Below are 23,104 nucleotides of genomic sequence, written 5' to 3' on the forward strand. Positions count from 1 at the left end.
AGGGAACGCCTGTGCCGCGAGATTCGAATGCAGGGACGGAAACCTCCCGTTGGAGTGAACTCACGTCAGGTTGCTGACCGTTCACTCTGAGTGCGTAAAGATTCCCGCGTCGTCCTTCGCCGAATGCGGGGCGACGCCGTCGGCGCGCACGTGATGTCCCCATGTGGCGTGCGCCGCCGACGGCCCGTTTCTCTCGTGGGGGTTCCACCACCTTGAACAGCAACACTTTCCGCACGCCCGGACGCCGCCTCTCCGTCGTCGCCGTCACCACCGCGCTCGCCGCCGGGCCCGCGGCGCTCGCCGGCGCGGGGTCCGCGCAGGCCACCGGCGGCGAGAGCCACCAGGGCGGACGGGCCGACGCCGTCGTCCTGCGCACCGGGCTGAACGTCTCCCTGCTCAACAAGACCGTGAACGTCCCGTTCAAGGTCGCCCTCAACGAAGTGCAGGCACCCGCGAGCGCCGAGAAGACCACGCTCACCGCCCAGCTGGACGGGGTCGACGGCGGACGGCCCTTCAGCGTGCTGCGCGCCGACGTGGCCACGGCCAAGGCGACCGTGCGGGGCGGCACGGCGCAGGGATACAGCAACGTCGCGCGGGCGAAGATGCACGTGCCGGGACTGCCGCTGCTCTCCCTCGTCGAGGTCGAGAAGGTCACCTCCAAGGCTGTCTGCGCGGCGGGGAAGCGGCCCGTAGCCGAATCGAATCTGCTGGGCGGCGTGACCGTGCTCGGCAAGAAGGTCACGCTGACCGCGCGAGGGACGACCGAGGTGAAGGTGCCGGGCGTCGGGGAGGTGCGGCTCGACCTGTCGAAGACGCACACGACGTCGCGGACGGCGGCGGCGTCCGCGCTGGAACTCAAGGTGTCCGTGAACCCGTTGAAACTGAACGTCGCGGAGGTCACGGGTACGGTGCGGTTGGCCGGGGCGGGGTGCGAGGCGCCGTCGTCCGTGCCGCCGAAGGATGCCGGGGAGAAGCCGCAGGGTGAGCCGGGGGAGCGGGTGGAGGCGACGAAGCCCAAAACGGAAGCGAACCTCGCGGAGACGGGCGGCAGTTCCATGACGCCGTATGTGGCGGGCGGGGCCGTGGTGCTGCTGATGGTGGGCGGCGGGGCAGTGGCGCTCGCCCGCCGCGCACGGGACTGATCCCGGCCTCAGCGCCCCCGCTCACCCCGGGGTGAATCGCTCACCCCGGGGTGCCGAAGGCAGTGTCCGCGTGCTCGCCGCCCCAGCCGGCCGGGGTGCGCCAGATGACGTTGACGCGGAAGACGTCGTGGATCGTGTCCGCGGACCAGTCCTCGGCAGGCGGTTCGGGGAGCACCAGATAGAGACCGTCGGCCGGCGCGGGCAGCGTGTGGTTGATCTCGAGCAGGCGGGTCGCGCCCGAGCGCAGGTCCGCGTAGGCGGAGCAGCCCGCGCCCAGGGCCTCGTAGAGGAAGAGACCGTGCTGGGTGACGCAGCTGACGTCGACGACCGGGGAGTCGGCCGGCTGGAGGTCCGCCCACAGGAGTGATGCCTTCAGCGCGTGCCGGACCGCTTCGTGCTTCTTGCACGCGCGGTCGGTGCCGGCGGCGGTCTCCAGCGCGCGAAGGAAGCCGTCCTTCGCGGTGGCGACCGGGGGTGCGGCTGTGTCCGCAGTGGTCATCTGTACGTCTTCTCTCTGATCGTGATCCGGATCGTGATCGTGGTCGGGATCGGGTTGCGTCGGGGTGACGACGGGAACGGCGCTGCCCGGCTCCGGCTCCGGCTCCGGGTCCGAGTCCGAGTCCGGGCTCGAATTCGGGTCCGGGCTCGGCGCCGGGGCGAAGCGCTCCTGGAGCTCTCGCCGCGCTTCGGCCAGGGGCTGCGCCCAGCCGGACTCCGCCAGCCCCGCTGCCAGCCGGCCCGCGTCGAAAGTCCCCTCCTTGAGCGCGCGATTGGCCGTCGCCGCGAGATCGCGCAGGGCTCCGAGCCGTTCTCTGTCCGGATCGCCGAACAGGTGGAGCACACTGACCCAGTCGGCCTGGTCCCGGCGGAGGACGCGGTTGGCCATGCCCTGGAGTTCGGAGAGACGGCTGCGGGCGTCGACGACGTCGCCGTCGCTGTCGGCCAGTTCGCCGAGCACATCCAGTGCCGCGAGGTAGCGTTCCGCCATCCGCTCCGAAATGGGCGACCGGCCGCGCTGGTCGGCGGTGAGCACCGTCTGTGTCGTCTCGTTGGCGAACACCCAGCAGTCCAGCACCTCGCCGCGCAGCGGGGGAACCGACCCATGGCGGACGGTGAGGACGAGCGGCCGGTCGAGCACCGGCGACAACGGCTTGGCCTTGTAGCGACCGCCCGGCGCCCGGCCCACGACCTGGACCCGGACATCGGTGCCGATCCGGGAAAGCCGTCCGGCTTCGCCGCCCTCGTGCCGGGCACCGGGGACAGCCGGTGCCGGGGCGTCCTCGGCAGCGGTGAGCGCCGTCGGCAGCGGGGCGGTGTGCAGGACGGTCAGGCTCTGGGTGCTGCGGGTGAGGGCCACGTACAACTGGCGCAGCCCGGCGGGACCGCGGCCGGCGATCGTGGCCGGCTCGACGACCAGGACGTGGTCGTACTCCATGCCCTTGACCTGAGCCGCGGCCAGCACGGACACGGCCGCACGGTGCTGTTCGCCGATGTCGCCGTCCTCGGCGATCCTGCGAGCGACGGTGTCCGGCAGGTCCGAGTCGTCGGGAACGATGACGGCGACGGAGCGGGGCGTGCTGCCGTCACTGGTGCCCGTGAGCCGGACCGCGTGGGTGACGGTGTCGTCGAGCAGCTTCCCCGGCTCGGTCGCCACGGTCCGTACCGCGTCCGCTCCCACCTCCCGGACGGCCCGCGGGTACGGCAGCGTCGGAGCGATCGTCCGGGCCAGCGGGGCGACGAACTCCATGATCTCGGCGGGGACGCGGTAGCTGGTGGTGAGCTCGGCCACGCTCCAGTCGCCGTGGTCGGAGAGCAGGGCGCCGAGCAGGTCCCAGCTCGTCGGGGTGTGGACGCCCGTCGCCTGCGCGAGGTCGCCCAGGACGGTCATGGAGCCGCCCGCGGCACACCGCCGCCGCAGAGAGCGGGCCTGCATGGGCGTGAGGTCCTGGGCCTCGTCGACGACGATGTGGCCGTACCGCGGCGGGCCGTCACCGGTGATCAGCACCCGGAGCTCTTCGAGGCAGACCTGGTCGTCGAGGGTCCACGGATCGGCGTCGGCGCTGGTGGCGCGGGCCCGCAGCAGGGCCGTCCGCTCGTCCTCGTCGAGGATGCCGTCAGCGCATTCCCGCAGGAGGTCGGCGGAGTCGTAGAGGCCGCGCAGGGCCTCCCGGGGGCCGGGGGACGGCCAGACGCGTTCGACGAGGCGCTCGACCCGGCGGTTGCGTTCCAGGTCGCGGCGGATCGTGCCGGTCTGCCCGCGGCGCGGCGCGATGTCGGCGAGCTCCTGGAGAAGCCGGTCGACGAAGAGGCCGCGGAAGCGGTCGCGACGCTCCCTGAAGGGCCCGTCGCCGCTGTGGGCCCGGTCGAGGAGGGCGAGGACCTCGGACTTCGGCACGCGCAGAGTCGTACTGCCGGCGGTGACGACGATCCCGGGCTCGTCGCCCTCGAAGGAGGGAGCGGTGGTGAGGGCGTCGAGCGCCTCCGGGCGGTAGTCGCTCTCCACGCGGCGCCGCAACACGTCCGCCATGCGTTGGTCCGACTTCACCAGGCGCGCCTCCGGCGAGTCGGTGCTGAGGATCTCGCCCTCCCACAGGCGGTCCAGCTGGACGGCGTTGACGTCCCGGGTGCCGAGGGTGGGGAGGACCTGTCCCACGTAGTCGAGGAATCGCTGGTGGGGGCCGATGACGAGGATGTCCTGAGCTTTGAAGTGCTCGTTGTTGACGAGCCAGGTCACCCGGTGGAGACCGACCGCCGACTTGCCGGTGCCGGGGCCGCCCTGCACGACGAGGATGTCCGAGGGCGAGCCGGTGACCAGCTTCATCTGGTCGCGGCGGATGGTCTCGACGATGTCCCGCATCCGGCCGCCGCGCGAACGCTGCAGCTCCCTCAGCAGGAACTCGTCCGGCTGCAGCCCCTTCCGCCGCCGGCGTCGTACGACGTCTCTGGGGGTGGGGGCCGGCACAGGTGCGGGCTCCGGTGCAGGGGCGGGCTCGGGCACGGCCACGGGTGCGGGAGCGGGTGCGGAAGCGGCTGTCGACAGGGAGATCTCGTCGAAGTAACTCTCGACGATCCGCTGTGCACAGCGGAGTTGCCGACGCAGGACCACCTCGCCCGGGTTCTCCGGCCGGGTCTCCAGCCACCTCTTCGCCAGGGGGCTGGTCCACAGCAGGACCACCGGCTCGTGCGAGGCGTCGTGCACTCCGCGGCGCCCGATGTACCAGGGCCGGGGGTCGCCTCCCGGGTCCTCCGGCGCGTCGACGCGGGAGAAGACCAGGGCCTCGCCGTTGAGCCCTCCGTAGGCCTCCGCGCGCGCCTGCGCCTCGGCCCGGTTGGCGATCCCGTCCTTGCCGCTCGCCGACGCGGTGGCGGCCGAGGTGCCGCCCAGTTCGGCCAGCTTCATGGCATAGCAGTCGTACGCGTGATTCACCGCCCGCTGCTCGCCCGTGAGGATCTCGTCCCGAGTGGTGGTGCTCATATATGTCCTCCCTGCGGTGCCGGGGGACACCGCCACGGGCATGTGCCCGTACCCCGCTGAAACAACTATCAGAGACGGGGCGGTGACGAACAGTCAGGGGCAACTGCACCGGTGGGCCGGGCCGGTTGCCGGAGGCCTACATGTGCAATGTCGTGGTGAGGGCGGCCAGGAAGCGGTCCGAGGTGGGGCGGTCCCTGACGGCCAGTCGGATCCAGTCGGGCCCCAGGCCAGGAAACGTATCGCCGCGCCGCACAGCGAACCCGAGCCCCCGAAGCCGCTCCCGCACCCCGGCCGCCCCCGGCACCCGCACCAGCAGGAAAGGCCCCTCGGCGGGTCCCACCGAGCGAACCCCGCACGGGGACAACTCCGCGAGCCCGGCGAGGAGATGGGAGCGGTCCGCGGCGATGCGGTGCGCCGCGTGACCGGACTCGGCCAGCGCCCTCGGCCCCACACACGCCCGCGCCGCCTCCAGGGCGGGCGAGGACACCGGCCACAGCGGCTGCGCCTGTGCGAGCGCGGAGATCGTGTCCGGCGCGGCGAGGACGTAGCCGATGCGCAGACCCGCGAGGCCCCACGTTTTGGTGAGGCTGCGCAGGACCACCAGGCCCGGGACGTCCGTGCGGCCCGCCAACGCCTCCCGCTCGCCCGGCACCGCGTCCATGAACGCCTCGTCGACCACCAGAATCCGGCCGGGCCGGGCCAGGGCGGCGATGGAGGCCGCCGGGTGGAGGATCGACGTCGGATTGGTGGGGTTGCCGACGACCACCAGGTCGGCCTCCTCGGGTACGGCGGAGGCGTCGAGCCGGAAGCCGTTCTCCTCCCGCAGCAGGACCCGCCCCACCGCGTGCCCCGCGTCCCGCAGCGCGGCCTCCGGCTCGGTGAACTGCGGGTGCACGACGTAGGGGTGACGGACCTTCAGCGCGCGGGCGAGGAGGACGAAGGCCTCCGCCGCGCCCGCGGTGAGCAGCACCCGGTCGGGCGCCAGACCGTGCCGCGCCGCCACCGCCTCCCGCGCCGCCCGGCCGTCCGGATAGGCCGCCAGGCCGTCGAGGGACGTGGCGATGACCTCCTTGAGCCACGCCGGGGGAGTGTCGGAGCGTACGTTCACGGCGAGGTCGGTGAGGTCCGCGCCGTCGTCCCGCACCTCCGCGTCCCCGTGGTGGCGCAGGTCGACCGGGACGGCGGGGGTGCCCGGCCGGGCCGCGATCGCGCACGTCGCCATCGGCGGGCGCCCCACGGGCGCCGACTTCCGCTTCGGTACGAGGAGTTCGCCGCCGCCCCGCAGCGCCGCCGCCTCCGCCACGGACGGCGTGCCCACCGCGGCCCGGGACCGCGCCGACGGATTCGGCACCGTCACATCCGCCAGATCCCGCGCCGAGTACGTCACGAGCGGCACGCCGAGCCGTGCGGCCGCCCCGACGATCCCCGGCTCCTCGCCCTTCACGTCGACCGTCGCCAGCTCGGCGACCGCCGCCTCGGGGAAACCCGCCTCGCGGACCGCGTCCCGGACGAGGCCGAGCACCTCCGCCACCGGAGCGTCCTCACAGGCGCCGACGCCGACGACGAGCACGACGTCCTCGGCGGACGTCACCTTTCCGGCACCGGACATGGAGAGTAGGTCCTTTCGTGTGGGACGGGGGTGGTGGATGTGCGGGGCAGGGGGTCAATCGGCTAGCAAGGGGCCATGGCGGTGTTCGTGGCGCTCGGCGCCTTTCTCATGACCCTGGTGGGCGGCTGGACGGCCCAGCGGGTCACCGACCGGCGCCACCTCGTCCTCGGGCTCGCGGGCGGGCTGATGCTCGGTGTCGTCGGCCTCGACCTGCTGCCGGAGGCACTGGAGGCCGCGGGGCAGCCCGTCTTCGGCGTACCGGCGGCCCTGCTCCTGTTCGTCGCCGGCTTCCTCGTCGCCCATCTGGTGGAACGTCTCCTCGCGGGCCGCCAGGCCGCGCACGGAGCCGGGGAGGGCGAGCACGGCCGGGTCCCGGAGGTCGGGCTCACGGCGGCCGCCGCGATGGTCGGGCACAGCGTGATGGACGGCGTCGCGATCGGCGCCGCCTTCCAGGTGGGCGGCGGCATGGGCGCGGCCGTCGCGCTGGCCGTCGTCGCCCACGACTTCGCGGACGGCTTCAACACGTACACGATCACCAGCCTGTACGGGAACGCTCGCCGCAAAGCCCTCGCCATGCTGTTCGCGGACGCGGCGGCCCCGGTGGTGGGCGCCGCGTCGACGCTGCTCTTCACCATTCCGGAGCAACTCCTCGGCAGCTATCTGGGCTTCTTCGGCGGCGCGCTGCTGTATCTCGCGGCGGCCGAGATCCTGCCCGAGGCGCACCACGACCACCCGGCCCGCTCGACCCTCCTGTGCACGGTGGCGGGCGCGGCGTTCATCTGGCTCGTGGTGGGCATCGCGGAATGAGGGCCGCTCTCCGGTCACGGCGTGCATCTTCCGACGAACCGGCGTGCGACGCCCGGCTCCGCCGCCCAGTGCGTGTGCAGATAACTGGCGTGCACATTTCCCTGTACGAAGCCTTCGACGCGCCGCTCGGGCTGGTGCAGGCCCCACGCGGGGGCCGCCCCCGCGCCCGGCTCGACGACCGTGCGGTGGAACTCGTGGCCCCGCATCCGCGTCCCCGCGGGCGCGAGCACGCTGTCCGACACGGCCACCGCCTCCCGGTAGCCGAGCGTCAGCCGCTCCGACATCCGCGCCGCGGCGTCCAGCACCCCGCACATCGGCTTCCCGTCCAGCTCACGGGAGAGGTAGAGCAGGCCCGCGCACTCGGCGGCCACGGGCGCCCCGTAGAGCGCGAGTGCGGCCACGGCCTTCCTGAGCGGTTCGTTGGCGGACAGCTCGGGCGCGTACACCTCGGGGAAACCGCCCCCGATGACCAGCCCGGCCGTCCCGTCGGGCAGTTGCTCGTCGTGGAGGGGATCGAACGGTACGACCTCCGCCCCGGCGGCCGTGAGCAGCTCCGCGTGCTCGGCGTAGGAGAAGGTGAAGGCGGCCCCACCGGCGACGGCGACGACGGGGCGCTGCCCTTCGCGCCCGGCCGGGGGGTGTCCAGCCCGTCCACCGAGCCCCGTGCCGGGGTTCGGGGCGGAGCCCCGGTTTCGGGAAGGGGCGGGATCGGGGAGAGAAGCGCCGCAGGCCACAGCCGCAACCGGATCCCACGCGTCACCTGACAGCGAGGGCGCGCTGCGGGCCAGTGTGAGCAGGGCGTCCAGGTCGCACCCCTCCCGCACCTGCGAGGCCAACGCGGCGACGGACTCCACCGCCTCGGTCTGCCGCTCGGCCACCGGTACGAGCCCCAAGTGCCGTGACGGCGCGCTCACTTGGGCCACGCGGCGCAGTACGCCCAGCACGGGCACCCCAGAGGCGTCGAGCGCCTCCCGCAACAGCGCCTCGTGCCGGTCCGAGCCCACCTTGTTGAGGATGACGCCCGCGACCCGCACCTCGGGGTCCCAGGAGGCGAAGCCGTGCACGAGCGCCGCCACCGACCGCGACTGCGACGACGCGTCGACGACCAGCACGACCGGTGCCCGCAGCAGCTTCGCGACGTGGGCGGTGGAGGCCAGCTCGCCCTGGCCCGCCGCCCCGTCGTACATCCCCATCACGCCCTCGATCACGGCGAGGTCGCACCCGGCCGCCCCGTGCGCGAACAGCGGCGCGACCAGGTCGGGCCCGCACAGGTATGCGTCGAGGTTGCGGCCGGGGCGGCCGGTCGCCAGCGCGTGGTAGCCGGGGTCGATGTAGTCGGGCCCGACCTTGTGCGGGGACACGGCGAGCCCGGCCGCCGCGAACGCGGCCATCAGGCCCGTCGCGACGGTCGTCTTCCCGCTGCCCGACGACGGCGCCGCGATGACGAGCCGAGCTACCACTCGATGCCCCTCTGGCCCTTCTGGCCTGCGTCCATCGGGTGCTTGACCTTGGACATGTCGGTGACGAGGTCCGCGAAGTCGATCAGCTGCTGCGGGGCGTTGCGGCCCGTGATGACCACGTGCTGGGTGCCGGGGCGGTTCCGCAGCACCTCCACGACCTCGTCCGTGTCGATCCAGCCCCAGTGCATCGGGTAGGCGAACTCGTCGAGGACGTACAGCTTGTACGTCTCCTCGGCGAGGTCGCGCTTGACCTGCTCCCAGCCCTCGCGGGCCTTGTCCTCGTTCGTCAACTCGCCCTCGGCGGGGGCGCGCTGGATCCACGACCAGCCCTCGCCCATCTTGTGCCAGGCGACCGTGCCGCCCTCGCCGGAGGCGCCGAGGACCTTCAGCGCGTTCTCCTCGCCGACCTTCCACTTCGCCGACTTCACGAACTGGAACACCCCGATCGGCCACCCCTGGTTCCAGGCGCGCAGCGCCAGACCGAACGCGGCGGTCGACTTGCCCTTCCCGATGCCCGTGTGGACGAAGACCAGCGGACGGTTGCGGCGCTGGCGTGTCGTCAGCCCGTCGTCCGGTACGACACTCGGCTGTCCCTGCGGCATTAAGCGGCCCTCCTAGAAGGCGAGTTCATTCCCTGTACGTCCTTGACGAGGCCGGCGATCGAGTCGGCCCGCAGCTCGTCGAGGGTCACGGCCGTACCGCCGAGCTCGCCCGCCAACTGGCCCGCGAGACCGAGGCGTACGTAGCCCGACTCGCAGTCGACGACGACCGAGGCGACCCCGTCCGCCGCGAACAGCCGGGCCGCACGGCCCGCGCGGGCCACCGGCTCCACACCGCCCGTCGCCCGCCCGTCCGTCACCACGACCACCAGCGGCCGCCGCGCGGCGTCCCGCAGCCGCTCCACACGCAGCACGTCGTGCGCCTTCAGCAGGCCCTCGGCCAGCGGTGTGCGGCCGCCGGTCGGCAGCGATTCGAGGCGGGCCGCGGCGGCGTCCACCGACGAGGTCGGCGGCAGCGCCACCTCGGCGCCCTTGCCGCGGAACGTCACGAGCCCCACCTTGTCGCGCCGCTGATAGGCGTCCAGGAGGAGCGAGAGCACGGCACCCTTCACGGCACTCATGCGCTGCCGCGCCGCCATCGACCCGGACGCGTCCACGACGAACAGCACGAGGTTGCCCTCGCGCCCCTCGCGCGTCGCCTGCCGCAGGTCGTCACGGCGTACGACGAGACCGGCCCCCGAGCGCCCGCGCGCCTTCTGGTGCGGGGCGGCGGCCTGCACCGTCGCCGCCAGGTGCAGCTTGGTGAGGGCTCCGCGAGGGCGGCGCGAACCCGTCGTACGGCCGTGCTCGGTCCGCGCCCGCGAGCGCCGTCCGGCCGCGCCCTCGCCGATGCCGGGCACGCTCAGCATCTTCGTGCGGAACGGCTCGGCGGCGCGAACGGCCTGCTGCTCGCCGGAGGCCCCGCCCGGAGCAGGGGCGGGCTCCTGCGGGGCCGGGGCCTCCTCGGACTCCTCGGCCTCCGGGCCCTGGTTCTGGGAGGGCAGCTCGGGGGAGTCGGGGCCCTCTCCGGCCGGGGGCTGCCCGCCGCCTCCGCCGGGCCCGTCGGGGTCGGGGTCGTCGTCGCCGTCGGGGGAGCCGCTCTCAGGCGGCTCGGGCTCCTCGGAAGCCTCGTTCTCGCGCGCCTCCTCCAGCGTCTCGTCGAGCTTGTCCTCGTCGAGGCCCGGCGCGTCGAAGGGGTTGCGGCGCCTGCGGTGCGGCAGCGCGAGCAGCGCGGCCTGCCGCACGTCCTCGCTCTGCACGTCGGTACGGCCCTCCCACGCGGCCAGCGCCGTCGCCGTGCGCGCCATCACGATGTCCGCGCGCATCCCGTCGACCTCGAACGCCGCGCAGGTCGCCGCGATCTGCCGCAACGCCGCGTCGCCCAGGACGACTTGGGGGAGCAGTGCGCGGGCCGCCGCGACGCGGGCCCGCAGCGCGGACTCGTCCTCGGCGAAGCGCCCCGCGAAGCCCTCGGGATCGTCGTCGTACGCCAGCCGCCGCCGTACGACCTCGACGCGCTGGTCGGTCTCACGGGACGCGGCCACCTCGACGGTGAGACCGAACCGGTCGAGCAACTGCGGCCGCAGCTCGCCCTCTTCGGGGTTCATCGTGCCGACGAGCAGGAACCGCGCGGCATGCCGCACGGAGACGCCTTCGCGCTCCACGTACGAGGCGCCCATCGCGGCCGCGTCCAGGAGCAGGTCGACCAGGTGGTCGTGGAGCAGATTGACCTCGTCCACGTACAGGATGCCGCGGTGCGCGTCGGCGAGCAGGCCGGGCTCGAACGCCTTGACGCCCTCCGCGAGCGCACGCTCGATGTCCAGGGCGCCGACGAGCCGGTCCTCGGACGCGCCGACCGGCAGCTCCACCATCCGCGCGGGCCGCGCCGTGGCGCCGCCCGCCTCGTGCGGGCCGTCGGGGCAGTTCGGGTCGGCGGCCGCCGGATCGCACGAGAAGCGGCACCCGGCGACGACCGGGACCTCCGGGAGCAGCGCCGAGAGAGCGCGCACGGCGGTGGACTTGGCGGTGCCCTTCTCCCCCCGCACGAGCACGCCGCCGACAGCGGGCGATACGGCGTTCAGCAAGAGCGCGAGCCGCAGGTCGTCCTGCCCGACGAGGGCGGTGAACGGATACGGGGTGGTCACAGGGCCTCCTTGAAGCGGTGGTGCGTGGCGGCGCTCACGAGGGCGCTCCCGGCGCGATGAACGGCAGACCCTTCGGCGCGCCGTTCTCGATCAGGTCCAGGAGTCCGTCCGTGTCCGCGTGTTCTTCGATCAGGTCGCCGAGCAGGTCTAGCTGTTCCTCCCGCAGGGTGGCGAAGCTGGTGTCTGGGGCCGGCACGAAACGGCGTCCGGCCGCGCGGGCGACCTCGGCGAGGAACCGGCGCCGGAACGCGTCGCTCTCCAGCGACCCGTGCCAGTGCGTGCCCCACACCTCGCCGACCCGGCAGCCGTCCAGGAAGGTCTCCCCGCCCGCGACGTCGGCCACGCCGTGATGGATCTCGTACCCCTCGACGCGCTCCCCGAGGGCCTCGCCCACCGGCCGCGCGAGGGTCTTCTCGCGGGCGAACCGCACCCGCACGGGCAGCAGCCCGAGCCCGTCGACGGACCCGGCACGCGACTCGACCTCGTCCTCGATGTGCTCGCCGAGGACCTGGAAGCCGCCGCAGATGCCGAGCACGGGCCGCCCCTCGGCGGCGCGGCGCGCGAGGGCGTCCGCGAGGCCGCGCTCGCGCAGCCACTGAAGGGCGCGCACGGTCCCGCGCGTGCCCGGTACGACGACGAGGTCGGCGTCGACGAGCTCCTCCGCCCGGTCCACGAACCGCACGACGACGCCCGGCTCGGCGGCCAGCGCGTCGACGTCCGTGAAGTTGGACATCAGCGGCACGGCGCACACGGCGACCCGCAGCACGTCCTCGCCGACCGGCGGCGCCACCACGGACTCCCGCACCGCACCCCGCAGGGAGACCCGCAGGCCGTCCTCCTCGTCGATGCCGAGCCCGTGCTGGAACGGCAGCACGCCGTACGTACGCCGCCCGGTGAGCCCGAGCAGCATGTCGAGACCGGGCTCGAGGAGGGAGACGTCCCCACGGAACTTGTTCACCAGGTAGCCGGCGACGAGCTCCTGGTCGGCCGCGCTCAGCAGCGCCGTCGTCCCGAAGAACGACGCGAAGACCCCGCCCCGGTCGATGTCCCCGACGACGAGCACGGGGAAGCGGGCGGCGCGCGCGATGCCCATGTTCACGATGTCGGTGCGCCGCAGGTTGATCTCGGCGGGACTGCCCGCGCCCTCACAGATCACGGCGTCATAGCTGCCCCGCAGCTCCTCCAGACACCCCACGACGGTGTCGAGCAGCGCCGCCTGCCGCCCTCCGTGGTAGCCGCGGGCGCTCATCTCGCCCACCGGCTTGCCCATCAGCACGACCTGGCTGGAGCGGTCGCCGCCGGGCTTGAGCAGCACGGGATTCATCAGCGCGCTCGGCTCGACGCGGGCGGCCTGCGCCTGCATGGCCTGCGCCCGCCCGATCTCGGCGCCCTCGCGGGTGACGAAGGAGTTGAGGGACATGTTCTGCGCCTTGAACGGCGCGACGGACACACCCTTGCGGGTCAGCCACCGGCAGATGCCCGCGGTGACGACGCTCTTCCCGGCGTCCGAGGTGGTCCCTGCGACGAGCAGCCCACCACTCATACGTTTCTCCCTGACTTTGCCGACCGCAGCGCCAGGCGGGCGGTCACCGAGGCGCCTAGAGCCAGCCAGCTCACGCACCGGGAAAGCTTCACTGCCCGCTCGATGTCGGCCACGCCCACGTCACGCCCGTCCGTGTTCAGCACGGGCCGGTGCTCGACCCGTCCCGCGTACGACAGGGTCCCGCCGAGCCGGACGCCCAGCGCCCCGGCGAAGGCGGCCTCGACGGGTCCGGCGTTGGGGCTCGGATGCTTCGCGGCGTCCGCGCGCCACGCCCGCACCGCCCCCGAGGGTGACTCCCCGGCCAGCGCGGCCAGCACGGCGGTGAGCCGCGCCCCCGGCCAGCCGAAGACGTCGTCGAGCCGCGCGGAGGCCCAGCCGTAGCGCCGGTACCGCGACGACTTGTGCCCGACCATCGCGTCGAGCGTGTTCACGGCACGGAAGGCGACGAGCCCCGGCACCCCGCCGAAGGCGCCCCACACGAGCGCCCCCACCACCGCGTCGGACGTGTTCTCGGCGACGGACTCCACGACGGCCCGCGCGATGCCGTCGGCGTCCAGCGCCTGCGGGTCCCGCCCGCACAGATGCGGCAGCCGCTCCCGCGCGACCTCGACGTCGCCGGCCTCCAGCGCCCCGCCGATCGCCCGCGCCTCACGGCCGAGCGAGGTCCCGCCGACCACGGCCCAGGTCGCGGCGGCGGTCAGCGCCACGGACCCGGCACGTGACCGGCGTACGAGAGAAGAGGCGAGGACGGCGGCGCCCGCCGCACCCCCGGCGCACACCACGGCGTGCAGCGCGCCCCACCCGCGGTGGTCGCGCCACAGCACCCGTTCGACGGCACCCGCCGCCCGTCCGAACGCGGCGACAGGATGGCCACGGCGGGGATCGCCGAGCAGCAGGTCACCGAGGAGTCCGGCGGCGGCGCCGTACGCGAAGTCGCGATCGGCACTCATGGGCTCAGCCCGCCGCTGCGCTGAGGAGGGAACTCGTACTCAGAGAAGGAACCGGCAACGGGCGGCCGAGCATGGCGATATGTCCTCACTCAGGGTGTCCGCGCCCTGGTTCGACGTGATCGGCGGCGAGAGTTCCTGGCTCGCGGGGAGGTCTCTCCCCGGTGACAGTGGCGGGACCGCGCCGGATTCGCACCGGCTTCCTCTTCTGCCGCCGTAGTTGGCCCCGGCAGTCCACCACGCCCCGCGAATGCCCGTCAACTCGCCGTTGACCTGCGGTGGGAGAGTGTGTTGGGGCCCACATACAAGAGTGGGGCGCGGAGCGTTTTCGCACGCTCCGCGCCCCACCCGGGAACGCTGCTGTGTCAGGCGACGATCAGATAGATCCCGTACGCCACGGCCGCCGCGCACAGGGCGAAGCAGGCGTACGCGCCGGTGCGGGCCATGGCCGCGGAGCCGCCGGTGGAGGAGGCCGCCCGCTCCTGCTGGGAGAGGCCGACGATCCCGAGGGTGAACAGGCCCACCAGGGCCACGGTCACCACGAGGCTGACTCCGAAGACGGAGCCGAGAGCTGCCCAGTCGATGCTCATGGTCGTCTGTCCTTACACCGTCGCCGGCCTGGCGGGGTCCGCCATGGCGCCGGTCGTGGTCGTGGTCGGGGCCGAGAGGGTGGCCTTGACGGCCTCGTCCGGGCCGGTCATGGCGGCCGTCGTGCCCACCGGGGGCGGGCTGACGGCGGCGATCGCGGTGGTGACGACGCCCGCGGGCTCGGCGGCCGTGGTGCCGTCGTGGCGGATCTCGTCGTCGGTGACGTTGGTGTGGGTGACGGCGTTGCGCCGCGAGAGCGCCCAGATGACGGCGGAGCCCGCGACCAGGAGCGCGGCGGTGACCGCGACGCCCCAGGGGCCCTGCTGGGTGAGGAACTCGGCGCCCGCGCCGACCAGACCGGCGGCCGGCAGGGTCAGACCCCAGGCGATGAACATCCGGGTCGCGGTCGACCAGCGGACCACGCCGCCCTTGCGGCCGAGGCCCGCGCCCATCACGGCGCCGGAGCAGGACTGGGTGGTGGAGAGCGAGAAGCCCAGGTGCGAGGAGGCCAGGATGACCGTCGCGGCGCTGGTCTGGGCGGCGAAGCCCTGCTGCGGCTGGAGGTCGGTGAGGCCCTTGCCCATGGTGCGGATGATGCGCCAGCCGCCGAGGTACGTGCCGAGGGCGATGGCCACACCGGCCGAGACGATGACCCACATCGGGGGGTTCGCGCCGGGGTTCAGGACGCCGCCGGTGACCAGGGCGAGCGTGATGATGCCCATGGTCTTCTGCGCGTCGTTGGTGCCGTGGGCCAGCGAGACGAGGCCCGCGGAGGCGATCTGGCCCGCGCGGTAGCCCTTGGCGGTGGCCTTGGTGTCGGTGTTGCGGCCGATCCGGTACGTCAGGCGTGTGGCCAGCGCAGCGGCGAGACCCGCCACGAGCGGCGCGGCGAGGGCCGGGATCAGGATCTTGGTGACGACGGTGCCGCCGTTGATCGACGACCAGCCCATCGACATGACCGCGGCACCGATGAGGCCGCCGAAGAGCGCGTGGGAGGAGCTGGAGGGCAGGCCGACCAGCCAGGTCAGGAGGTTCCAGAGAATCGCGCCGACGAGCGCGGCGAAGATCACCTCGGTTTTGAGGCCGTCCTCGTTGACGATGCCGCCTGAGATCGTCTTGGCGACTTCGACGGAGAGGAAGGCTCCGACGAGGTTGAGCACGGCGGACATGGCCACCGCCGTCTTGGGCTTGAGAGCGCCGGTCGAGATGGTCGTCGCCATCGCGTTGGCAGTGTCGTGGAAACCGTTCGTGAAATCGAACACGAGAGCGGTGACGATCACGATCCCGAGGAGAAGCGTGATGTGTTCCATTTACCCAGGCTTCTGTTGGACGTCAGTGGCATGTGGAACGTAGGCAACCCGGGTGAACGGAAAGTGAACTGGGTCGGGCGGTGCGGTGACCCGAAGCGGAGTGCCCTCGCTCCGTATGGACCAGGTGTCCGACGACGATCGTACGGAGGCCCCCCGGGAGGCCCGCAAACTGGGCGGAGTGTCGGGTTCCGCCATCCGATGACGGGTCCTCGCACGACCGGCTCCGAGCAGCCCGCGGAACGGGTCGGGCCCGTCGAAAGAGATCCTGATCACGCGGGTACGGCTCCCGGCGTCCGGCTGGCAGGATCACCGCATGACTGAGCAGCGGGACGAGGAGCGGGAAGCGGCGCGCGACGCCATCCGGAACGCCTGGGCCGAGCTGGTCGGGACCGCTCGCAGGACGGTGCGGGACGGCCTGGTCGTCGGCACCTCGGGCAACGTCTCCGTACGCGTCGGCGGCACGGTCCTCGTCACCCCGAGCGGAGTCCCCTACGACCGGCTGCGGCCCGAGGACGCCGTCGGCGTCGACCTCGAAGGACGACAGCTCTTCGGCGACCTCCCGCCGACCAGCGAACTCCCCATGCACCTCGCGATCTATCGCAACACATACGCGGGCGCCGTCGTCCACACCCACGCCGTGCACGCCACGGCCGTCTCGATGCTGGTCCCCGAGCTCCCGGCGGTCCACTACATGACCGGCATCCTCGGCGGCCCGGTCCGCGTCGCGCCCTACGCGCTCTACGGCACCGAAGAGTTGGCCGAGCACATGCTCAGGGCCCTGCGCGACCGCACGGGATGCCTCCTCCAGAACCACGGAACGGTCACCTACGGGGACAATCTCTCCCAGGCCTACGACCGCACGGCCCAACTGGAATGGATGTCCCGCCTCTGGCTCACGGCAGCCGCGGTCCCCGGCCACGCCCCGACCCTCCTCTCCCCGGGGCAGCTGCGCGAAGCGGAAGAGAAACTGCGCGGGTACGGCAGGCCCGCCGACTGACCCGGCGCGTCACCCCGCGGACACCGCCCACTGGCCCCGGAGCCCTCGGCCCCGGACACTGGGACGGTGCGCCCAGCCAAAGCGACGGCAGCGGCCGTCACCGCAGTCACAGCCGCCCTGGGGACGGCCGCGGCCGCCATCGCGGCGGGCCGCTTCGCCAGCGACGCCGCTCTCAAGGTGCCCGCGGGCCGACCCCTGCCGACCGACCCACGCCTCACCGTGCACGCCACGGCCGCGGGCCGGATCAGCCTCACCCGCGCCCTCGCGAGCCTCCGCCCCGGCACGTACGGCCTGAGCGGCGACGGCACCCACGCGATCGTCGGCCCCGTCCTGGAGTCCGCCCCGCACGAGGCCGACACGGTCGTACGCCGCCTCGAAGCCGTCACCCACGGCTCCCTCGGACCCGGCGACCGCGTCCGGCTCACCCCACAGGTCCACATCGGTGACCCGCGCGCCGCGCTCGGCATCGATTACGAGGACGTCACCGTCCCCGGCGAACTCGGTGCCCTGCCCGCCTGGTTCGTGCCCGGCGCCCGGGACACCTGGGTCATCACCGTGCACGGCCTGGGCACGACCCGCGAACACCCCATGGTCGTCATGGACTTCCTGCGCCGCCTGCGCGTCCCGGTCCTCGACCTCGCCTACCGCGGCGACCCGGGCGCCCCCCGCTCCCCGGACGGCCTCGGCCACCTCGGCGAGACGGAGTGGCGTGACGTGGACGCCGCCGTGCGCCACGCCGTGCGCCACGGCGCCGGGCGCGTCGTCCTGCACGGCTGGTCCACCGGCGCCGCCATGTGCCTGCACACCGCCGCCCACTCGGCGCTGCGCGACCGCATCAGCGGCCTCGTCCTCGACTCGCCGGTACTGAACTGGGAGACCACCCTGCGGGCCCTCGCCGGCGCCCGCCGCACCCCCGGACCGCTCCTTCCGCTTGCGGTCCGTGCGGCCCAGGGACGCACGGGGCTGCGCGGCGACCGGCTCCGGGAGGCCGCTGACCCCGCGACACTGCGGGTGCCGACCCTCGTCGTGCACGGCCCCGACGACACCGTCGCGCCCTGGGCCCTCTCCCGCAGGCTGGCCGAACAGCGCCCGGACCTCGTCACGTTGCACCCCGTGCCCGACGCCCCGCACGGCGCCATGTGGAACGCCGACCCGGCGGGCTACGAAGAGGTGCTGCGGCGCTTCCTCACCCCCTTGCTGTGACCCTGCGCCACCATTCCGTTTGGGTTTTCGGACCGTCAACAGGAAGACTGCCCCCGTGACGTCCCGTACCCCGCGCGACTCCAGGCTCCGACTTGTCCGTGCGCCCTATTCGAGGGCCGAAGAGCGAGGAGAGGCCCGGCGCGACGCAACACGCCCCCTCTCCGCCGCGCCCGGCGCGATGAGCAACCGCCGAACACGCCGTCCCGCACCCCGCCCACCCGAGGGCACGCCCGCTCCCGCCGAACTGGCCCGGGGAGCGCGCGCCGGCCTCGCGGACGCCGTACGGGTCGCCCGCTGGGCCGACGCCGCCCTCCGCCCCGGCCCCGGCGGCACCGGCGCGAGCCCCGACGGCAAGGGCACCCTCTCCGACGCCACCGCCGAACGGGCCGCCACCGAGCTGGGACTGACCCCCGCTCAGGTCCGCGCCGACTGGGACACCGCCCGTCTCGCGGGCCTCATCGAGGTGCACGGCGACAGCGCACGCCCCGGCTGGCGGCTGCGCGCCTGGGACCGCGACGACACCGCCGTGCTGCGCGGCTGGGTCGCCCTCTTCGACGCCTGGTCGCTGGCCCACCCGGCGCCCGACGACCTCGCCCCCGCGGCCGTCGCCGAGACCGTCGAGGCCATGCCGCAGGTCCTGTCCTTCCTCCAGCTGTCGGCGGGCCCCGTCCCCGTGCCGCAGCTGCTCGACCTCCTGGACCAGCGGGTCACGGAACTGCGCACCGAACGCTGCGAGATCCCCTACGGCCCCCAGCCCCAGCCCCAGCCCGCCGCCGACCCGGCCGACCCGGCCGCCCTGGCCGACCGCGGCGATGAGGCACCCCCGCTGCCGGCCCTCCTCGACTGGGCCCTGCACGGCCTCGCCTCCGTCGGCGCGCTCACCTACGCCGACGGCCAGGCCACGCTCACCCCGCTCGGCAGCTGGGCGGTCTGGGTCAAGCTGGAGCAGATCTGCGTCGCCGCGCAGAGCCCGGCCGGCCACATCGAGCAGTCCGCCGAGGACATGCTGCGCGGCTGCGCCCGCCTGCGGCCCAACGCGGCCCGCGCCGAATACCGCGCCTGGCTCGCCGCCCGCACCGTCGGCAGCGCCGTCACCGACCTCCTCACCGCCGCCCGCGGCGAGGACGCCCTGCTGCGCGGCCTCGCCTTCGAGGCGCTGCGCGTCGTCGGCGCCCCGGCCGAGGCGGAGGTCAGGGCTGTCGTCGAGGAGCCCCCGCTGCGCCCCTACGCTCTGCTGTGGCTCGCCGAGCAGGAGGGCGCCGACCCCGAGGATGTCCACCTCGTGCTGACCCGCGACGAGTCCACCTGGCTCTGGGTCGACACCGCGGCCGCAGTCGCCGACCACGGCGAGGCGCAACTCCTCGTCCGGCACCTGGAGTCGGCGGTCCAGCCCACCGTGCCCGCCCTCCTCGACGAGGTGCGCCGCGTCGGGCACCCCCGCACCGTCCAGGTCCTGGTCGCCCTCGCCGCCGCCCACCCCGACCCGGCACTCGCCAAGGCCGTGCGCCGCGCGGCCTTCCAGGTGCACACGGGCGGGGAGTAGCCCTCGGGGCCCGGGTCAGCGGAAGGTGTCGCACTGGGCCATGTCGCCGGTGCGATAGCCCTGGTAGAACCACTGCTGGCGCTGCTCGGCCGAGCCGTGCGTCCAGGACTCAGGGGTGACCCGGCCCTGGAACTTCTCCTGGATGCGGTCGTCGCCCACCGCGGCCGCCGCGTCCAGGCCGTCGCGGATGTCGTTGTCGTCGAGGCTGCTGATCAGCGGCCTTCCGGTGCGGTCGTCCGGGCTGCGGGTCGCGTGCCGCGCCCAGACCCCGGCGTAGCAGTCGGCCTGCAGCTCGACCTTCACCGCGTTGCTGTCGCGGCCCGTGCGCCCGTCCTGGGAGCGCTGCAGGGTTCCCGACAGGTTCTGCACGTGGTGCCCGTACTCGTGGGCCACGACGTACGCCTGCGCGAAGGGGCCGCCGGTGGAGCCGAACTTGGTCCGCAGCTCGTCGAAGAAGCCCAGGTCCAGATAGACCTTCCGGTCGCCGGGACAGTAGAACGGGCCGACCGCCGACGACGCGGTGCCGCAGGCGGTGCCCACACGGCTGGTGAACAGGACGGTCCGCGCGGGGGAGTACGCCGCCCGACGGCGCTGGAACTCCGGCCGCCAGTAGTCCTGGAGGCTGTTGACCACCGCCACGATGCGGCAGTCCTCCTTGCTGTTCGCGTCCCGCCCCTTGTGGCAGCTCTGCTGCACCTGCGCGAGGGACGAGGAGGAGGCCTCGGGCTCCTCGTCGCCGGAGGAGAGCCCCAGCTGGTCGGGGCCCACTCCGAAGAAGAGCCCCAGGAGCAGTGCGATCAGCCCGGCGACGCCGCCGCCCACGGTCGCCCTGCCGCCGGGGATGCGACTGCCGCGCACATCCTGCACCTCGGAGGTGTCCAGGTTGGCGTCGTCGTCGAACTGCATGGGCGCACCCCTCTGCCGCGCATCCGGAGCGACACACGTCGCCCCGCGCCGGGCTACCGGCCACTTCATCCTGATATGCCCGCCCCCGCCGGGCGCCGGACGGAGGTCCGAACGGGGGACGCGGGCCGCTCCCCGCGCCGTGTCGCTCCACCGAACGGCGGCCCCCTGGAGACCCCGCCGCTACGCTCTGCGCCTGATCCGTGGGCCTCGGCACCGAAGGGGGGCGTCATGTCCGCTCTGCCGCTCGACTCGACCGGCCTGCCGCACGAGGCGGCCGGACCCGGCGGCGGGGCGCCCGTGCCGTCGCCCGAGCCGCCCGCCCCGGACCGCCGGGGCACGCGCATCGCCCTGCCCGTGGCCCTCGCCCTGCTCGCCCTGCCCCTCATCACCGCCGCCCACCACTCGCGGCCCGCCCCCTACGGAGACCACCTCACCGTCCACGCGCGCACGCCGGCCACCGGCCCCGCCACGGACCCCGGGCTGCGCACGCGGGGACCGGCCGTCGAGGCGTACGACACGGAGAGCGGCAGCCCCCGCTGGACGTACACGCGCGCGGGACGCCGCCCCGTGACGCTCCTGCCCGCGCCGGGGCACGCCTTCACGCTCTGGAACGACGGCCTGGTCACCGACACCGCGCGCGCCGACGGCGGCTCCGTGCGCTGGCACCGCGCCGTCCCCGCCGTCACCGACTGGCTGCGCACCCCGCAAGCCCGCGGTGGCGCAGGAGTCCTGCAACCGCTCACCCCCGGCACCCGCATGCTGGCCGTCGTCACCCCGGACCGCATCGCCGCCTACCGCACCGCGGACGGCGACCTGCGCTGGGTGCTGCCCGCCCGCCCCGGCTGCGCCTTCGAACCGGCGCGCTCGGTGCGCCGCGGCAGGGCCCTGCTGATCGCCCAGCCCTGCACGGGGCGGACCGCCCCCTGGACCTCCCAGGTCGTGGCGGTGGACGACTACGGAAGGATCGTTCCCGGCCGCACCCCGCTGGGCAACGGGGACCTTGAGCGGGGCCCCGGCGCCGTTGGTCGCCCGGAAAACTAGTTGCGGCGGCCCGTTAGACTGGCTGCCATGGCAGCTCCTCTCCTCAGTTGGACGGCATAGACACCGGTCCCGAGCACCTCAGTCGTCCCACTCGCCGTCCACTCTGTTCAGGAGTACCCCCGTGATCACCGCTTCCGGCATCGAGCTGCGCGCCGGCGCCCGCATCCTCATCGAGAACGCCTCCTTCCGCATCGCGAAGGGCGACCGCATCGGTCTCGTCGGCCGCAACGGCGCGGGCAAGACCACCCTCACCAAGTGTCTGGCGGGTGAGGGCATCCCCGCGGGCGGCACGATCTCCCGCTCCGGAGAGGTCGGCTACCTCCCGCAGGACCCCCGCACCGGCGACCTCGACGTGCTCGCCCGCGACCGCATCCTCTCCGCGCGCGGCCTCGACACCCTGATCCGCAAGATGCGCGAGAACGAACAGCGCATCGCGAGCGGCTCGGGCGCGACCCGCGAGAAGGCCCTGAAGCAGTACGAGCGCCAGGAGACGGAGTTCCTCACCAAGGGCGGGTACGCGGCAGAGGCCGAGGCCTCCACCATCGCCGCCGCGCTCAACCTCCCCGACCGCGTGCTCGGCCAGCCCCTGCACACGCTCTCCGGAGGTCAGCGCCGCCGCATCGAGCTGGCCCGCATCCTCTTCTCGGACGCCGACACGCTCCTCCTCGACGAGCCGACCAACCACCTCGACGCCGACTCCATCGTCTGGCTCCGCGACTACCTGAAGACGTACCGCGGCGGCTTCATCGTGATCTCCCACGACGTCGACCTGGTCGAGACGGTCGTCAACAAGGTGTTCTACCTGGACGCCAACCGCGCCCAGATCGACGTCTACAACATGGGCTGGAAGCTCTACCAGCAGCAGCGCGAGTCCGACGAGAAGCGCCGCAAGCGCGAGCGTCAGAACGCCGAGAAGAAGGCCGCGACGCTCCACTCGCAGGCCGACAAGATGCGCGCCAAGGCCACCAAGACCGTCGCCGCGCAGAACATGGCCAAGCGCGCCGACAAGCTCCTCGCGGGCCTGGAGGCGGTGCGCCAGAGCGACAAGGTCGCCAAGCTGCGCTTCCCCGAGCCCTCGCCGTGCGGCAAGACGCCGCTCATGGCCGAGGGCCTGTCGAAGTCGTACGGCTCGCTGGAGATCTTCACCGACGTCGACCTCGCGATCGACAAGGGCTCGCGGGTCGTCATCCTCGGCCTCAACGGCGCGGGCAAGACCACCCTGCTGCGGCTCCTCGGCGGCGCCGAGAAGCCCGACACCGGACAGGTCATCGAGGGCCACGGCCTCAAGCTCGGGTACTACGCGCAGGAGCACGAGACGCTCGACCCGGAGCGCACGGTCCTGGAGAACATGCGCTCGGCCGCTCCCGACCTCGACCTGGTCGAGGTCCGCAAGACGCTCGGCTCGTTCCTCTTCTCCGGGGACGACGTCGACAAGCCCGCCGGTGTGCTCTCCGGCGGTGAGAAGACCCGGCTCGCCCTCGCGACCCTGGTCGTCTCCTCGGCCAACGTCCTCCTCCTGGACGAGCCCACCAACAACCTCGACCCGGCGAGCCGCGAGGAGATCCTCGGCGCGCTGCGCACCTACAAGGGCGCGGTCGTCCTCGTCACGCACGACGAGGGCGCCGTCGAGGCCCTCCAGCCGGAGCGGATCATCCTGCTCCCGGACGGTGTCGAGGACCTGTGGGGCCAGGACTACGCGGACCTGGTCGCCCTCGCCTGAGGCCCGGACGCCCCGTGCCGGGGCGTCCACCGCGCTTGATCGAATGACTGATCCACTGCGTATGGATCATTCGGCCGATCCGTGATCCCTCATCTGTGTGAGCTGGCCTCGTACCGAGGTGTGGCATACA

General features: G+C 73.5%; 17 protein-coding genes and 1 riboswitch. Of the genes, 7 read left to right on the plus strand and 10 right to left on the minus strand.

All coding sequences use genetic code 11. From position 1 onward, the window contains the following. Positions 1 to 212: 212 nt before the first annotated feature. Positions 213 to 1,142, plus strand: a complete 930-nt coding sequence (locus AB0N81_RS08810; RefSeq protein WP_365356885.1) for an SCO1860 family LAETG-anchored protein — start codon at positions 213 to 215, stop codon at positions 1,140 to 1,142. A 40-nt stretch (positions 1,143 to 1,182) separates the two neighbouring features. Here the strand turns inward: AB0N81_RS08810 and AB0N81_RS08815 are convergent, their stop codons facing one another. Then, entirely contained in the window at positions 1,183 to 4,617 is a 3,435-nt protein-coding gene (locus AB0N81_RS08815) for an ATP-dependent DNA helicase (RefSeq protein WP_365356887.1), read from the minus strand. Positions 4,618 to 4,753: 136 nt separating this feature from the next. Beyond that, positions 4,754 to 6,226: an Rv2231c family pyridoxal phosphate-dependent protein CobC gene (gene cobC, locus AB0N81_RS08820; RefSeq protein ID WP_365356889.1), complete on the minus strand. Its 1,473-nt coding sequence runs from the start codon at positions 6,224 to 6,226 to the stop codon at positions 4,754 to 4,756. A 75-nt stretch (positions 6,227 to 6,301) separates the two neighbouring features. On the opposite strand from cobC, the gene AB0N81_RS08825 reads away from it, so the two are divergent. Beyond that, positions 6,302 to 7,033: a ZIP family metal transporter gene (locus tag AB0N81_RS08825; RefSeq protein WP_365356891.1), complete on the plus strand. Its 732-nt coding sequence runs from the start codon at positions 6,302 to 6,304 to the stop codon at positions 7,031 to 7,033. Between the two features lie 14 nt (positions 7,034 to 7,047). Here AB0N81_RS08825 and AB0N81_RS08830 read toward each other — a convergent pair whose 3' ends face one another. From AB0N81_RS08830 to AB0N81_RS08860, 7 genes are all read right to left on the minus strand, one after another. After that, positions 7,048 to 8,493 (minus strand): cobyrinate a,c-diamide synthase, encoded by a 1,446-nt coding sequence (locus AB0N81_RS08830; protein ID WP_365356893.1) that lies wholly within the window; start codon positions 8,491 to 8,493, stop codon positions 7,048 to 7,050. Next, the gene (cobO, locus tag AB0N81_RS08835; RefSeq protein ID WP_365356894.1) at positions 8,487 to 9,095 is read right to left on the minus strand and encodes a cob(I)yrinic acid a,c-diamide adenosyltransferase; all 609 of its coding nucleotides are present in this window, start codon (positions 9,093 to 9,095) and stop codon (positions 8,487 to 8,489) included. Before cobO ends, AB0N81_RS08830 begins: the two co-directional genes overlap by 7 nt. Further along, the gene (locus tag AB0N81_RS08840) at positions 9,095 to 11,176 is read right to left on the minus strand and encodes a putative cobaltochelatase (protein ID WP_365356896.1); all 2,082 of its coding nucleotides are present in this window, start codon (positions 11,174 to 11,176) and stop codon (positions 9,095 to 9,097) included. Before AB0N81_RS08840 ends, cobO begins: the two co-directional genes overlap by 1 nt. 34 nt (positions 11,177 to 11,210) lie before the next feature. After that, complete coding sequence (locus AB0N81_RS08845) at positions 11,211 to 12,719, minus strand: cobyric acid synthase (RefSeq protein WP_365356898.1); 1,509 nt, start codon at positions 12,717 to 12,719, stop codon at positions 11,211 to 11,213. Beyond that, on the minus strand, positions 12,716 to 13,669 hold the full coding sequence (locus AB0N81_RS08850) for a cobalamin biosynthesis protein (protein WP_365356900.1): 954 nt from the start codon (positions 13,667 to 13,669) through the stop codon (positions 12,716 to 12,718). The genes AB0N81_RS08845 and AB0N81_RS08850 overlap by 4 nt, the downstream gene beginning before the upstream one ends. Before the next feature lie 109 nt (positions 13,670 to 13,778). Next, positions 13,779 to 13,912, minus strand: a riboswitch (cobalamin riboswitch). Positions 13,913 to 14,031: 119 nt separating this feature from the next. Beyond that, positions 14,032 to 14,256: a hypothetical protein gene (locus tag AB0N81_RS08855; RefSeq protein ID WP_365356901.1), complete on the minus strand. Its 225-nt coding sequence runs from the start codon at positions 14,254 to 14,256 to the stop codon at positions 14,032 to 14,034. Positions 14,257 to 14,268: 12 nt separating this feature from the next. Further along, on the minus strand, positions 14,269 to 15,564 hold the full coding sequence (locus AB0N81_RS08860; protein WP_365356903.1) for an inorganic phosphate transporter: 1,296 nt from the start codon (positions 15,562 to 15,564) through the stop codon (positions 14,269 to 14,271). Between the two features lie 313 nt (positions 15,565 to 15,877). On the opposite strand from AB0N81_RS08860, the gene AB0N81_RS08865 reads away from it, so the two are divergent. The 3 genes from AB0N81_RS08865 to AB0N81_RS08875 all read left to right on the plus strand — a co-directional run bounded on the left by AB0N81_RS08865 (position 15,878) and on the right by AB0N81_RS08875 (position 19,307). Then, positions 15,878 to 16,561: a class II aldolase/adducin family protein gene (locus AB0N81_RS08865; RefSeq protein ID WP_365356904.1), complete on the plus strand. Its 684-nt coding sequence runs from the start codon at positions 15,878 to 15,880 to the stop codon at positions 16,559 to 16,561. Positions 16,562 to 16,627: 66 nt separating this feature from the next. After that, positions 16,628 to 17,764 carry a hypothetical protein gene (locus AB0N81_RS08870; RefSeq protein WP_365356905.1) on the plus strand — a complete coding sequence of 379 codons (1,137 nt, stop codon included), beginning with the start codon at positions 16,628 to 16,630 and terminating at the stop codon, positions 17,762 to 17,764. A gap of 178 nt (positions 17,765 to 17,942) precedes the next feature. After that, positions 17,943 to 19,307 carry a hypothetical protein gene (locus AB0N81_RS08875; RefSeq protein ID WP_365356907.1) on the plus strand — a complete coding sequence of 455 codons (1,365 nt, stop codon included), beginning with the start codon at positions 17,943 to 17,945 and terminating at the stop codon, positions 19,305 to 19,307. A 15-nt stretch (positions 19,308 to 19,322) separates the two neighbouring features. On the opposite strand, the gene AB0N81_RS08880 is transcribed toward AB0N81_RS08875, so the two are convergent. Beyond that, positions 19,323 to 20,213 (minus strand): neutral zinc metallopeptidase, encoded by an 891-nt coding sequence (locus AB0N81_RS08880; RefSeq protein WP_365356909.1) that lies wholly within the window; start codon positions 20,211 to 20,213, stop codon positions 19,323 to 19,325. 228 nt (positions 20,214 to 20,441) lie between these two features. On the opposite strand from AB0N81_RS08880, the gene AB0N81_RS08885 reads away from it, so the two are divergent. Beyond that, positions 20,442 to 21,254 carry a hypothetical protein gene (locus AB0N81_RS08885; protein ID WP_365356910.1) on the plus strand — a complete coding sequence of 271 codons (813 nt, stop codon included), beginning with the start codon at positions 20,442 to 20,444 and terminating at the stop codon, positions 21,252 to 21,254. 121 nt (positions 21,255 to 21,375) lie between these two features. Beyond that, positions 21,376 to 22,974 carry an ABC-F family ATP-binding cassette domain-containing protein gene (locus AB0N81_RS08890; RefSeq protein ID WP_365356912.1) on the plus strand — a complete coding sequence of 533 codons (1,599 nt, stop codon included), beginning with the start codon at positions 21,376 to 21,378 and terminating at the stop codon, positions 22,972 to 22,974. Positions 22,975 to 23,104 lie beyond the last annotated feature (130 nt).

It is taken from the genome of Streptomyces sp. NPDC093510, assembly GCF_040683555.1.
Taxonomy (GTDB): Bacteria; Actinomycetota; Actinomycetes; order Streptomycetales; family Streptomycetaceae; genus Streptomyces.